The 12,626-nt window shown below is 46.2% G+C and carries 13 protein-coding genes; 1 reads left to right on the forward strand and 12 read right to left on the reverse strand.

Annotation, left to right across the window (positions count from 1 at the left end):
- Window positions 1-35: 35 nt before the first annotated feature.
- From H6A32_RS07540 to H6A32_RS07555, 4 genes are read right to left on the reverse strand one after another with little or no spacing between them, the layout of a single operon-like run.
- Entirely contained in the window at window positions 36-566 is a 531-nt protein-coding gene (locus tag H6A32_RS07540) for an isochorismatase family protein (protein WP_087168094.1), read from the reverse strand.
- Window positions 567-607: 41 nt separating this feature from the next.
- Complete coding sequence (locus H6A32_RS07545; RefSeq protein ID WP_243424877.1) at window positions 608-1,219, reverse strand: DUF4125 family protein; 612 nt, start codon at window positions 1,217-1,219, stop codon at window positions 608-610.
- A complete protein-coding gene (locus tag H6A32_RS07550; protein ID WP_204864045.1) occupies window positions 1,197-2,954 on the reverse strand; it encodes a DUF4037 domain-containing protein in 1,758 nt (585 codons plus the stop codon). Before H6A32_RS07550 ends, H6A32_RS07545 begins: the two co-directional genes overlap by 23 nt.
- 9 nt (window positions 2,955-2,963) lie before the next feature.
- The gene (locus H6A32_RS07555; RefSeq protein WP_087168096.1) at window positions 2,964-3,719 is read right to left on the reverse strand and encodes an exodeoxyribonuclease III; all 756 of its coding nucleotides are present in this window, start codon (window positions 3,717-3,719) and stop codon (window positions 2,964-2,966) included.
- Between the two features lie 117 nt (window positions 3,720-3,836).
- Between H6A32_RS07555 and H6A32_RS07560 the strand changes: the two genes are divergently transcribed.
- Entirely contained in the window at window positions 3,837-4,280 is a 444-nt protein-coding gene (locus H6A32_RS07560; protein ID WP_138372792.1) for a GNAT family N-acetyltransferase, read from the forward strand.
- Window positions 4,281-4,323: 43 nt separating this feature from the next.
- Here the strand turns inward: H6A32_RS07560 and truA are convergent, their stop codons facing one another.
- From truA to H6A32_RS07600, 8 genes are all read right to left on the reverse strand, one after another.
- Window positions 4,324-5,073 carry a tRNA pseudouridine(38-40) synthase TruA gene (gene truA, locus H6A32_RS07565; protein ID WP_204864046.1) on the reverse strand — a complete coding sequence of 250 codons (750 nt, stop codon included), beginning with the start codon at window positions 5,071-5,073 and terminating at the stop codon, window positions 4,324-4,326.
- Window positions 5,070-5,633, reverse strand: a complete 564-nt coding sequence (locus tag H6A32_RS07570) for a TetR/AcrR family transcriptional regulator (protein WP_191427780.1) — start codon at window positions 5,631-5,633, stop codon at window positions 5,070-5,072. The genes truA and H6A32_RS07570 overlap by 4 nt, the downstream gene beginning before the upstream one ends.
- Window positions 5,634-5,793: 160 nt before the next feature.
- On the reverse strand, window positions 5,794-6,249 hold the full coding sequence (gene nrdR, locus H6A32_RS07575; RefSeq protein ID WP_087168175.1) for a transcriptional regulator NrdR: 456 nt from the start codon (window positions 6,247-6,249) through the stop codon (window positions 5,794-5,796).
- Between the two features lie 76 nt (window positions 6,250-6,325).
- Window positions 6,326-6,583, reverse strand: coding sequence for a PRC-barrel domain-containing protein (locus H6A32_RS07580; RefSeq protein WP_087168100.1), 258 nt, complete (start codon window positions 6,581-6,583; stop codon window positions 6,326-6,328).
- Between the two features lie 132 nt (window positions 6,584-6,715).
- Window positions 6,716-7,909 carry an ABC transporter permease gene (locus H6A32_RS07585; RefSeq protein ID WP_204864047.1) on the reverse strand — a complete coding sequence of 398 codons (1,194 nt, stop codon included), beginning with the start codon at window positions 7,907-7,909 and terminating at the stop codon, window positions 6,716-6,718.
- A 1-nt stretch (window position 7,910) separates the two neighbouring features.
- Complete coding sequence (locus H6A32_RS07590) at window positions 7,911-8,699, reverse strand: ABC transporter ATP-binding protein (protein ID WP_087252453.1); 789 nt, start codon at window positions 8,697-8,699, stop codon at window positions 7,911-7,913.
- Window positions 8,700-8,993: 294 nt separating this feature from the next.
- Entirely contained in the window at window positions 8,994-10,730 is a 1,737-nt protein-coding gene (locus tag H6A32_RS07595; protein ID WP_204864048.1) for an ABC transporter ATP-binding protein, read from the reverse strand.
- A complete protein-coding gene (locus H6A32_RS07600) occupies window positions 10,723-12,480 on the reverse strand; it encodes an ABC transporter ATP-binding protein (protein WP_204864049.1) in 1,758 nt (585 codons plus the stop codon). Before H6A32_RS07600 ends, H6A32_RS07595 begins: the two co-directional genes overlap by 8 nt.
- Window positions 12,481-12,626 lie beyond the last annotated feature (146 nt).

Here is a 12,626-nt window from a genome sequence, read left to right on the forward strand (position 1 = left end):
CGGGGAGTTTTTCAGTCTGCCAAAAGCATCGTTTTTTATTTAATCAGTTTTTGTATTTTTTTTGCCTCCGGCGTTCCTGCTTTTCCAAGAATCTCAAACAGCAGCGCTTCGTAGGTGGTCAGAACGGCACCTTCCATCTTTGCCCGCTCCAGAGCCATCTCCATATCCCGCGGCTTTCTGCTGGAAATGCAGTCCGTCACCAGAACCGGCGTATATCCTTTTGCCTTCAGATCGATCACCGTCTGCAGCACGCAGATGTGTGATTCGATTCCACAGATAATTACCGTGCGCTTCTCTCCAAGTTTCGGAATGACTTCCTCAGCCGCACTGTAGCTGATCTTTTCCAGATAGTCACCGGTTCCTGCCGCTTCTGTAATCTCCGGCACTGTCATTCCAAGTCCTCTTGTATACTGCTGCGTGATATAAATCGGAATTCCAAGTTCTCTTAGTCCATTCAGGAGAATCACTGAATGTGCCAGCAGTTCCTCTTTTTCATACATAACCGGCATGAGCCGTTCCTGATAGTCTACCGCTACTGCCGCCATATCTTCCCGTTTCATCAACATCTGCTCTGTCTCCTTTTCTTCTGTCTTTATGGTTCTATTTGTTATTTTTGCATTTGCTCCGCTTCTTCCAGAGACTGGTATCCATAGAAACGGACCATGAATCCGAGATTCTTCTCCGTCAGGTTTTCCCCTTTTTCGGCCATCTCCCGAATCATCCGTGCATACAGTTTGATGGTCCGGTCCGAAAAGGTGCCGATTTCACCTCTTAAATAAGTCTCCTGGGAAGTATCCCATGGTGTGTCTTCCGAGGTATGGATCTTTCTTCCGGTACTGCCAAGCTTCGGATATCTCCGGGCGAAGTCCTCCGCCCACGCAATTTCCTGCCGGATCACTTCTTCCTGCAGACAAATCCGTTCTTCACTCCGCTTTGGAAGAATATCCCGGAAAGCTTCATATTCTTTTGGCGCTGTACTTTCCATCATTCTGGCGTACTTTTCCGTCAGCAGATTCCAGCCGTCCGCCCATGCATCCTGAAGATCCGCAAGATAACTCTTCAATACTTCCTCATTCCACACAAGGAACTGGCTGTTTCTCATAATCTCAAAGGTCTCTTTGTCATCCTGGCAGGTGGCCCTGCCGCCCTCATTGTGAACATTCTGGAACTGCTGCCATTCCATTTCCACAATCTCTTTAATCAACTGGTTTTTGTCCATCATGTCCCTTGTCCTTTTCTATTTCCATCAGCTTTTCCAGCACGGATGCCTTATGGGCTTCCAGGAAATCATCTTCCCTGCCGGAAATTCCCTGCTCTTTCAGCTCGCCTGCCACAATCCGGCAGATCTGTTCGATTTTCTCTTCTATATCTTTATCTGTCGTCTCTTTTTCCATCAGTTCTTCCAGAAGCACCCGGATCTCCGGAATCCGTTGGAATTCTTCCATGCCTTTCATTTTCCATTTGTAAAACGGCATGTAGGTTTTGTTCAGAAGATATGCAGTCTCCACCGACGCAGAAAGAAACTCTGACAGGGAAAAATACATGGCTCCAAGAGCATTTCTCTTTTTGGCCCGCGGGAAATTATACTGTCCCGCCTGAGCCATTTTTCCAAGTGAAACATAGAGCCGTTTCAAGCGGACGCTCTCCGGTTCCATGGAAAACGCCGCTCTTCTCTTCGTAAATTTCCCGAGCGGATCATCAAAGATCTCGCCGCTTACTGCGGTCCGCAGAGATTCCTGAGAAATGGGAAGCCAGTCTTTGTCTTCCTTCGGTGCTTTTTTATATCCGGTCAGATTCCGGAAAAATGTCCCGATCTCAAAGACGCCGACACGCTGCTTTCCCTGCTCCGTCGTATTTCTTGCCGCATAGCCCATAAATTCTTTTGGCAGTGCGTCATAGGCTTCCTGCAACTTCTGCCCGATTTTCCGATAATCTTTTTTCGTCAGCCACAGACAAAATCCCGGACCGAAATCGTGATCCGTGGACCAGGCATCGTCGTACCCCAGACATTCCGAGCCTTCTCCTACAAGCCCGGCCGCAATCCGCCCGGCATACTCCGGGAACTGCTCTTCGATCATCGTTTTTCCATATTCCTCATAATAAGCTTTCGCAAGTTCCAGACCTTTCATCTGGCTCTTCTCGGCCGCCTGCCGTCTTCTCAGCAGATCCGAGACAATTTCCAGATTCCGTTTTGTCACCTGATAGTACTCATTTTCACCGTAGAACCGGAAAATTTCATCCAGGGCTTTCTGATAGCATGCCTGAGATGCCTCCAGATTTCCTTCATGGAAATACGCTTCGCCAAGTCCGGACAGCGCTGACGCATAGTGAGAATCCTTCCCGTCCGGCATCTTTTCAAAAATCCGGACCGCCTGTTCCATATGCGCTTTTCCTTCGGCCGTCTCGTTCATCTGGAAACAGAGATTTCCCAGGTTCGTATGGGTAATTGCCACTTCTACGTCTGCATCATCCAGCTTTCTGACAATCTCCATTGCCCGCTCCAGCTCCCGTTTCGCCTCTTTCAGACGTCCCGTTTCACTGTACAGAAGACTCAGATTATTATGAAGCGATGCCATATGGTAGTCCGGCCCTGTAATATACCTCCGGTAAATTTCGTATGCCTGTCCGTAGAGCGTTTCCGCCTCCTGATATTTCCCTGCGGCACGGCATCCCGTCGCAGCATTTAACAGCATCGTGCCATACTGCATCGTGCCGTCAAGCCCCAGCTCGTCCGCAAGCTCCATGGCCTGTCTGGTGCAGAGCAGACATTCCTCATATCTTCCTGCCGCCCGGTAATATCCCATCAGTTCATTCAAAATTGCAAGGATCGCTCCGTCATCCCCGCAGGATGCCGCCTCTTTCAGTCCCCGTTTCAGGTACCCTTCTGCTTCACGGCCTTTCCCGGATGCATAGAGCAGATCCAGTCCTTCTAAAAATCGCTGTAGATCAAACATCGCTTCTTCCTATCCTTTCATATCCAGTTCCACCGGACAGTGATCGCTTCCCATGACCTCCGTCAGAATCTTCGCATCTTCCAGACGGTCTTTCAACGCTTCTGACACTACGAAGTAGTCAATACGCCACCCTGCGTTCTTCTTTCTTGCGCTGAACCGGTAGGACCACCAGGAATAAATTCCTTCCTGATCCGGATAAAAATACCGGAAAGTATCGATAAAGCCAGCAGCTTTCAGCGTCCGGAATTTGTCCCGCTCTTCATCGGTAAATCCGGCGTTTTTCCGGTTGGTCTTCGGGTTCTTAAGGTCAATCTCTTCGGCTGCGACGTTCAGGTCTCCGCAGAAAACAACCGGTTTTTTCTCTTCCAGGCGCTTCAAATATGCAAGAAAATCCGTCTCCCATTGCATCCGGTAATCCAGTCTTGCAAGTTCACTCTGGGAATTCGGTGTATAAACCGTGACAAAATAAAAGTCCTCAAACTCCAGAGTAATCACACGCCCTTCCTGATCGTGCTCTTCGATGCCGATGCCGTACTGTACCGAAATCGGCTCCCGTTTCGTAAAAATAGCAGTTCCGGAGTATCCTTTCCGTACCGCATAGTTCCAGTACTGATGATATCCCGGAAGCTCCAGATCCAACTGTCCCTCCTGCATCTTTGTCTCCTGAATACAGAAAATATCTGCATCCGCCTCCTGAAAGAAATCCAGAAATCCTTTCTGCACACATGCGCGGATTCCATTTACATTCCATGATATAAACTTCATGTAACTTTCCTCCTGTATCTTATCTGATTTTCATTTTAAATCCATCATTACCAGACTAGTATACCATGAATCCATGTGGTAAACTATAAGTACTTCTGTCATGAAAGGAAAGTTATCATGAGAATCGAAAAAATCACAGAAAACAAAAAGCAGTTCCTAGACCTGCTTCTGCTTGCTGATGAGCAGGAAAGCATGATTGACCGTTATCTGGAATCCGGCGACATGTATGCGCTTTATGATGAAGATCTCAAAGGTGTCTGTGTCGTGACATGCAGCGATGACGGCACCTGCGAGTTGAAAAATATCGCGGTTTACGAACATTGTCAGGGATCTGGATATGGTAGGAAGATGATCGATTATGTCTGCGGACTTTATTCCGGAAAGTATCATACCATGTATGTCGGAACCGGAGACAGCCCGCTGACTGTTCCGTTTTATAAAAAATGCGGCTTCACCGAATCCCACCGGGTGAAAAACTTCTTTACCGACAACTACGATCATCCTATTTTCGAATGCGGAATTCAGCTCGTGGATATGGTCTATTTGAAAAAAGAACTGTAAAAACACAGGAGGATCCTGCCGTGCGGCATGAGCCTCCTTCCCATTATCTCTGTTCTTCCTGATAATAAACTTCTTTTAAAAACAGTCCCTGTGCCGGAGCCAGAAATCCGGCGCAGGCCCGGCTTTTCGCTTTCAGAATCTCCGGTATGTCCCTGGCACTCTTCTTTCCGCTTCCCACTTCCAGAAGAGTCCCGCTTAGAATCCGCACCATATGGTACATAAATCCGTTTCCCCGAAAGGACATGCAAAGGGAATCTCCACTTTTTTCTATCCGTATCTCATCGATCCGTCTCGTACATCCTTTCTCATCTTTCCGGTCGGTAAAGCTGGAAAAATCATGTCTTCCGAGCAGATATCCCGTGGCCTGTTCCATTTCCTCGATATCCAGTTTTTCCGGATAATGACACGTATACCTTCTGGAAAATACCTGCTGCTTTTCCCGCAAGTCTACATGATATTCGTAACATTTCCCTTTGGCGCTCCGGCGTCCGTGAAAGGTATTCGGGACCAGTTCCATGCTGCGGATCCGAATGTCCTCCGGAAGACCTGCATTGAGTTTTCTTAAGAATTCTCTTTCCTCCACTTTCCCTGAAAGCCTCAGGCTTGCCACCTGTCCTCTGGCGTGGACTCCGGCATCCGTTCTCCCGGATCCCTGGATTTTCACTTCATATCCGGTCAATTTGCAAATGGCATCTTCTATCACATTCTGGATCGTATTCTCTGCTCCCGGCTGCCGCTGCCATCCCTGGTAACGGGTACCGTCATAGGAGATCGTCAGTTTATACGTTCTCATATCCTTGCCTCTCCTTTCAAGAACTTCTCCATCACATTTCTGAGAAGTGTCTGAATTTCCTCCTCAGAAAGTCTCATGTTCCCTCCATAAAGCTGCGTCGCAATTCCATGGGCATAAAAACGGACATCCCGGTACAAGCCTTCACTTTCTTGAATGGAAATTTTAAACTGTTCGGCTGTACACTCGATTGTCTCCCGGTTCCACGGAGAATCAATGACCTCCCGGACTGTACGAGACCCAAGAAGCGGATTTACGAAGAGAGCTCCAAAGAAATTCCGTTCTTTTCTGGCAAAATTGATATAGGCAAAGCTGATCGTAAACAGATAGTCTGCCTTATCAATATATTGATTGATAAACTCAGTATAGTACTCGTCGATTCTGAGCTTTACCTCCGCTTTCAGTTCATTCATATCCTGAAAAGACTGAAAAATCGGCATTGTAGAGCAGTTCAGCTGTTTCGCGAGATATCTGGCATTCAGGCTTTCAATACCTTCCTCGTGAATGATCTCAAATGCCTTCTGCAAAATCAGTTCCTTTGTAATTCTCTTTTTCGGCGGCATGAAAAGTTCCTCCCTTCTTTTTAATATCATACGTTATATAACATTAGTTATTATAAGGGTGTTTTCTTTTTTCGTCAAGTATTTTCCGTAATTTATGTCATTGGATGTTGCTGCTCACACTCTTCCCATAACGCAAACAGGAGAATCCTTTCGGATCCTCCTATTTTTTATCCAGTATACTTTTCAATTCTTCCATGAACGTATTGACGTCCTTAAATTCACGATAAACAGATGCGAAGCGCACATAGGCAACCTCATCCAGATCTTTGAGTCTTCTCATAACAATCTCACCGATCACCTTGCTCGGAATCTCTTTTTCCTCGCGATTGAAAATCTCATTCTCGATCTGCTCAACCGTCTTTTCAATCACTTCAGCCGGAACCGGTCTTTTATAGCACGCCTGAAGAATGCCCTTTTCGATCTTTTCCCGGTCGTACTGCTCTCTGTTATTGTCCTTTTTAATGACAATCAGAGGGATTGTCTCTACTTTCTCGTAGGTCGTAAACCGCTTTCCACAGGAATCGCAGGATCGTCGCCTGCGTATTGAAGATCCATCCTCAGCAGGGCGGGAATCAATCACTCTTGTATCCGGATTGCCGCAGTATGGACATTTCATCTCATGTACCATCCTTTCTCCAAAATCTGGTATCAGTATACCATTACCATTTTAGGCGGTCAACATATTCTCCGTTTTATCTGCACTCACACAAGAATTTTTCCTCGCAAATATCCACCAGAATGATATCCGGTCCCACTTTACAGATGCATTCAAACGGAATCACATATTCACTGTCATATCCAAACAGGCCTCCCAGTCTTCCAGGACCCGGTACAACAATCGCCTGGACACAGCCTTTTTTCATATCCACCACCAGATCTGCCACACAGCCAAGGCGTCTGCAGTTCACTGTGTTGATGACCTCTTTTTCTCTCAGATCACAAAGCCTCATTTTATTTCCCTCCCGTTACCCAGAATCCTGCGGCGCAGAACGTCTATCGCCTTTTCGGACAAAAAAGACGCATACACCGGTCTTATCACCAGCATATGCGTCCATTCTTCTTTTGCTACATATCAAAATCTATTACAGATTCATTACTTTTTCACTTTCAAATGCTTTTGCGATCACTGCCGTCAAAATGCCGCCAAGCACTAATGTCATAACAAGAGTCACACCGTACTGTGCCATCGTCACTTCCGATGTCAGAATCCCTTTTAAAGCGAGCGCAGTATTATAAAATGGTATCAGATAATCTTTCATTCCGGCCTCGCTTGTCGTGAACATGGTCATCATTCCAATTACCAGCACTACCATGTATGCCGGAGTAATGTAGGTGCTTGCCTCCTTCAGATCTCTCGCAAACACAGAGATCAGAATGACAATCGCCGAGTAAAGGAACGAAATTGCCACCAGAAGTACACCGATCATGGCAATCTGTTCCGGTGTAATTTCAATATCCAGCCCGCTGTCTCCTCCCAAAATCTTCGGGAATGTCGCACCCATCACAACAATATAGATGACCGAAGATATTCCGGAAATTGTCATCAGGGCAAATACTTTTCCGAGTACGATGGATTTTCTTTTGACCGGAGTCACGAGAAGACTTGCCATCGTTCCCCTCTCTTTTTCCCCCGCAATCATGTCAGTTCCGATTCCCATTGCGCCTGCAAAAAGCAGGATCGTGATGAAATACGGAAGCATCATGCCGAGTGCTTTGCCGCTTGCCTTCTGGTCATCCTGGACAATCATATCTTTATTGTCGCTGTTGACAGTAAAGATCTGAATCCCGTTCATATCTGCCACTCTCTGGGACAGCAAGGTCTGACGGTATGCTTCCAGCGTCTGATTGGAAATCAGTTCATAAGCACTTGAGGAGTAGTCCTCGGACGGATTGTAGTATGTCTTGATCTGCGGCACCTCATCTCCTGTCTGATATTCCTGAATCATGGAATCAAAATTCTCCGGGAATTCAATCAGGAGATCCGCATCTCCATTCCGCAGAAGATCCATAACATTTTCTCTTTCACCGTCTGTCTTTATGGTATTGACCTCCATATTCAAATCCGCAGCTTCCAGAAATGCGCTGAAACTGTCCGGCTCATTTATCATATATACGATTGATCTGTGGTTCTCGATATCTTCTACCTGTCTCGTCGCAAGGTTTCCTACCAACGCCATGATTCCGACCATAATCAGGACCGGAAGCAGAAAAACAGAAAAAATCATCTTTTTATCTTTGAAAATACGTGCAAGTTCTTTTTTGTATATCGTTTTCATCTTACGCTTCCCCCTTTACACTTTTAAAGTATTCGAAGAAAGCATCTTCCAGATCGTGAGTACCTGTCTCCTCCAGAATTTCGGCAAGCGTTCCCTCTGCTCTCTTTTTCCCGTCAATAATAATCCCGATCCGGTCGCAGAGCTTTTCTGCCTCGGACATAATATGGGTAGAGATTATAACAAGCTTTCCTTCTTCTTTCAGTTTTCTCAGATAGTCGGTTACACTTCTCGCTGTGATAATATCAAGTCCGTTCGTCGGCTCGTCAAAAATCACCACTTCCGGATCATGAATCAGGCTGACTGCAATGGCCGCTTTCTGTTTCATACCCGTGGAAAGCTCTTTGATCTTTTTGTGCGCAAAGTCATTAATTCCAAAATATGTAAATAACTCTTCTTTTCTCTTTTTAATCTGATCCGGTGCAATCCCTCTGAGTTCTCCGAAAAAATCAAACAGATAATCTACCGAGAACTGCGGATCCAGCTTAATATCGCTTGTCAGGAATCCAATACTCTTTCTGACTGCTTCTGAGTTCTTCTGTACCTCATTGCCATTTACATAAATCTCTCCCGACGACGGTTTGATAATCGTCGCAATACACCGGAGCGTTGTCGTTTTCCCCGCTCCGTTCGGACCGAGCAGCCCATAGATCTCCCCTGATTTTGCAGTCAGCGTCAGGTGATCCACCGCTGTCTTTTTCGGATTCTTTGTGTGAGATTCCTGCATCTGCTTTTTATTCAGCTTGTAAATCTTTGTCAGGTCATGAATCTCAATTTGAACACTCTCATTCATAGCCTTTTCCTCCATCTGTCATTCAATGTCATGAATTTTCTTGACTCTTTATCATAATTGCATCTCTTTTGCCTTCTGTCAAGTAAAATCTTATGACAATTTTACCCCCCCCCGGTAATTTTTTGTCAAGTATTTTCATTCATTTTCTGGATTCTCCGGCTGATCAGCCCTGATTTTGTTCAGAAATGTGTTTGACCGCTGATTATGATTTTGCGGTCTATGAAATGATACTCCCAGTTTACAGAGATTCTGATCTTCTGTCAACCGGGAGTAATTGATTTGTTTTCACATATTTTATGCAAACTGACTTTCGTACAGCTGCTTATAAAATCCATTTTTCGCCAGCAGTTCTTCGTGTGTTCCCTGCTCAATGATATTTCCGTCTTTCATGACGAGGATCCGGTCCGCCGTGCGGATCGTGGATAAGCGGTGTGCCACGATGAAACTGGTTCGTCCTTCCATAAGCTTCTCAAAAGCCTGCTGCACCCGGATCTCAGTCCGTGTATCGATGGAAGAGGTGGCCTCATCAAGAATCAGTACCGGAGGCAGTCTGAGCATGACTCTGGCAATACATAAAAGCTGTTTCTGTCCCTGTGAAAGATTGCCGCCTTCTTCGGAAATTACCGTATCGTATCCATCCGGCATTCTTGTGATAAATCCGTGGGCATGCGCTTCTTTCGCCGCATGAATGATCTCTTCTCTCGTTGCATCCGGATTTCCGTAGGCAATATTTTCTGCAATCGTCGCGGATTTCAGCCAGGTCTCCTGAAGTACCATTCCATAATTTTCTCTCAGGCTGTCCCTTGTAATATGCCGGATATCCTCACCTTCCATACGGATAACCCCTGCATCTACATCATAGAAACGCATGAGAAGATTGATGAGAGTCGTCTTTCCGCATCCTGTCGGACCGACAATCGCAATCTTCTGCCCCGGCTTTACGTTCAGATTCAGATTTTTCAGAAGCGGTACTTCTTTCTTATAAGAAAAGCTTACGTGTTCCAGATCCAGGTTTCCTTTTGCATCTATCAGTACCACGGCGTCCTTATCATCTTTCGGCTCCGGTTCTTCTTCGATAAAATCAAACACCCTTTTTGCGCAGGCAAGTGCATTTTGGAGTTCCGTCACGACACCGGAAATCTCATTAAACGGTTTTGTATACTGATTCGCATAGGTCAGAAAGCAGGAAAGCTGTCCGACGCTGATGATCCCGGACATCGCGCTTAACGCCCCCGTGATTCCAACCCCCATATAGACAAGGTTATTGACAAACCGAGTACTCGGGTTCGTAATGGACGAAAAGAAAATCGCTTTCAGGCTGTAGGTTTTCAGTTTTCCATTGATTTCGTCAAACCGTTCGGAAGCGGTGCTTCCGTATCCGAATGCCTGTACTACTTTCTGATTTCCTACCATCTCGTTAACGAGCGATGTCATATCCGCCCTTGCTTCCGACTGTTTTTTAAACATCTGGTATGTCCGTTTTGCAATGAATCCCGCAACAAAGAAGGACAATGGTGTGAGCAGCACGACAACCAGAGTAATTTTCACATCAATGGTCAGCATGAAAATCAATGTCGTAACAATTGTTACTACTCCGGAGAAAAACTGGGTAAATCCCATCAAAAGTCCGTCCGAAAACTGCTCCACGTCTGTGATAATCCTGCTGATGGTATCTCCATTTGCATGGCTGTCCACATAAGAAAGGGGCAGTCTTTCCAGTTTTTTAAATGCTTTTAGCCGTACGTCTCTTACTACCCGGTAGGTAATCTGATTATTGCACAGATTCATCAGCCACTGTCCCACACCTGTAATCGCAATGATAACGGCAAGTTTTTTCAGAATATCAAGAATCCGGTCAAACAGTACCTGATCTTTTCCTATAATAAAATCAATAGCATCACCAACCAGAATCGGTGCATACAGGGTCAGCACTCCTGTCAAGACTGCGAAAAGGAGCGATAAAATCACATAAAACGAATATGGTCTGATATAAAAAAGTACCTTTTTCCATGTACTGTCCTGCTTATGCATGCTGGCCCACCTCCTTTTCTGAAAGCTGAGAGAGACAGATTTCTCTGTAAACCTCGCATGATTTCATCAGTTCATCATGTGTGCCGATTCCGACAATCTTTCCATCATCCATGACAATGATCCGGTCCGCCTGCATGACAGATGCCGCTCTTTGTGATACAACAAAGACCGTCATATCTTTCAGGCCTTTGACAGCTTTCCGAAGCCTGGCATCCGTTGCAAAATCCAGTGCAGATGCACTGTCATCCAGGATCAGGATCTGCGGCTTTCGTACAAGAGCACGGGCAATCGTCAGTCTCTGTTTCTGTCCGCCGGAAAGATTTTTTCCTCCCTCATTAATCAGTGTGTCCAGACCGTCCGGCTTTCCTTCCACAACCTCCAGTGCCTGGGCAGTGCGGATCGCTTCCATGATCTGCTCATCATCTGCATCTTCATTTCCAACTTTCATATTGTCACGGATCGTTCCGCGGAAAAGAACTGCCCTTTGCGGAACCATACCGATCTTCTTTCTTAGTTCTTCAATCTTATAATTACGGACATCCTCTCCGTCTACGGTCACACTTCCTTCCGCCACGTCATAAAAGCGCGGAATCATCTGTACAAGCGTAGACTTTCCGGAACCGGTTCCTCCGATTACCCCGATCATCTCTCCCTTTTTCACAGAGAAATCCAGACCGGTGACCGCATAAACCTTACTCTCCGGATAGGCAAACGACACCTGATGGAATGCTGCCGCTTCCCTTGTCTGCTCCTGCTCTGCCCCCTCTTTATCTGTCACTTTCTTAACTCCGTCTCCATCCTGAATGGACGGTTCCAGTGCAAATACTTCATTGATACGGTTGGCACAGGCAAGCGCTTTTGTAAAGCTGACAATCAGATTGGACAACGCCACCAGCGCAGTGAGAATCTGTGTCATGTAGTTTACAAGGGCGATGACCTCTCCCTGTGTAATGCCACCCGCGTATGTTTCCCGGCCTCCAAACCAGACAATGGCTATGGTCGCCACGTTGACGATAATGTAGGTTGCCGGATTTAAAAGAGCCGAAATTTTTCCGACCAGCATCTGTGCTGCCAGAAATTTTGCATTCTCCGCCTTGAATTCATCCCGTTCTCTTCCCTGCATGCCAAAAGCCCGGATGACGCGGATTCCTTCCAGATTTTCTCTTGTAGAAAGTAAAATCCGGTCAAGCAGTTTCTGTACCTTCCGGTAAAGCGGAATCGATACCACCATGATCCCGTAGATCACCAGCGCCAGAAGCGGCACCGCAACTACAAAAATCAACGCAAGCTTCACACTGATGGTAAACGCCATAATCAGCGCACCGACAACGATAAACGGGGAACGAAGGAAGAGCCGCAGAACCAGATTGACCCCGGACTGCACCTGGTTGATATCACTCGTGATCCTTGTTACCAGAGTCGCGCTCCCTGCCCGGTCAATTTCCGCATAGGAAAGGCTCTGGATATGCCGGAACATATCATGTCGCAGGGCCGTTCCGAATCCGACGGATGCCTTTGCCGCAAAGTACTGGGCTGTCAGCGAACATGCCAGTCCAAGTACCGCAAACAGAATCAAAATGCTCCCCATCCGCAGGATGTATCCTGTGTCCTGATTTCGGATTCCAATGTCTATCATGTTCGCCATAATGAGCGGCACCACCAGCTCAAAGCAGGCCTCCAGAAGCTTAAACAACGGACCGATGACACTCTCCTTTTTGTAATCATTCAGATACTTCAACAATTTTCTCATTTCTTTGATCTCCTATTCGATGCTTTCTTTATTATAAGGTCTTGGACCTGCCCCCGCAAGTATGAACACAGTTTTCTATGTATTCTCTTAATTCTTTTTGAACCTTCTTGTCTTTTTTTTCAATTCTTTTTATACTATAAGAAATC

Source organism: Drancourtella massiliensis (assembly GCF_016900655.1).
Taxonomy (GTDB): domain Bacteria; phylum Bacillota; class Clostridia; order Lachnospirales; family Lachnospiraceae; genus Sellimonas; species Sellimonas catena.

Excerpts from the sequence above, each read along its gene's own strand:
- H6A32_RS07540 (WP_087168094.1), bottom strand. The coding sequence starts at position 566 with ATGTTGATGAAACGGGAAGATATGGCGGCAGTAGCGGTAGACTATCAG.
- H6A32_RS07545 (WP_243424877.1), bottom strand. The coding sequence starts at position 1,219 with ATGGACAAAAACCAGTTGATTAAAGAGATTGTGGAAATGGAATGGCAG.
- H6A32_RS07550 (WP_204864045.1), bottom strand. The coding sequence starts at position 2,954 with ATGTTTGATCTACAGCGATTTTTAGAAGGACTGGATCTGCTCTATGCA.
- H6A32_RS07555 (WP_087168096.1), bottom strand. The coding sequence starts at position 3,719 with ATGAAGTTTATATCATGGAATGTAAATGGAATCCGCGCATGTGTGCAG.
- H6A32_RS07560 (WP_138372792.1), top strand. The coding sequence starts at position 3,837 with ATGAGAATCGAAAAAATCACAGAAAACAAAAAGCAGTTCCTAGACCTG.
- truA (WP_204864046.1), bottom strand. The coding sequence starts at position 5,073 with ATGAGAACGTATAAACTGACGATCTCCTATGACGGTACCCGTTACCAG.
- H6A32_RS07570 (WP_191427780.1), bottom strand. The coding sequence starts at position 5,633 with ATGCCGCCGAAAAAGAGAATTACAAAGGAACTGATTTTGCAGAAGGCA.
- nrdR (WP_087168175.1), bottom strand. The coding sequence starts at position 6,249 with ATGAAATGTCCATACTGCGGCAATCCGGATACAAGAGTGATTGATTCC.
- H6A32_RS07580 (WP_087168100.1), bottom strand. The coding sequence starts at position 6,583 with ATGAGGCTTTGTGATCTGAGAGAAAAAGAGGTCATCAACACAGTGAAC.
- H6A32_RS07585 (WP_204864047.1), bottom strand. The coding sequence starts at position 7,909 with ATGAAAACGATATACAAAAAAGAACTTGCACGTATTTTCAAAGATAAA.
- H6A32_RS07590 (WP_087252453.1), bottom strand. The coding sequence starts at position 8,699 with ATGAATGAGAGTGTTCAAATTGAGATTCATGACCTGACAAAGATTTAC.
- H6A32_RS07595 (WP_204864048.1), bottom strand. The coding sequence starts at position 10,730 with ATGCATAAGCAGGACAGTACATGGAAAAAGGTACTTTTTTATATCAGA.
- H6A32_RS07600 (WP_204864049.1), bottom strand. The coding sequence starts at position 12,480 with ATGAGAAAATTGTTGAAGTATCTGAATGATTACAAAAAGGAGAGTGTC.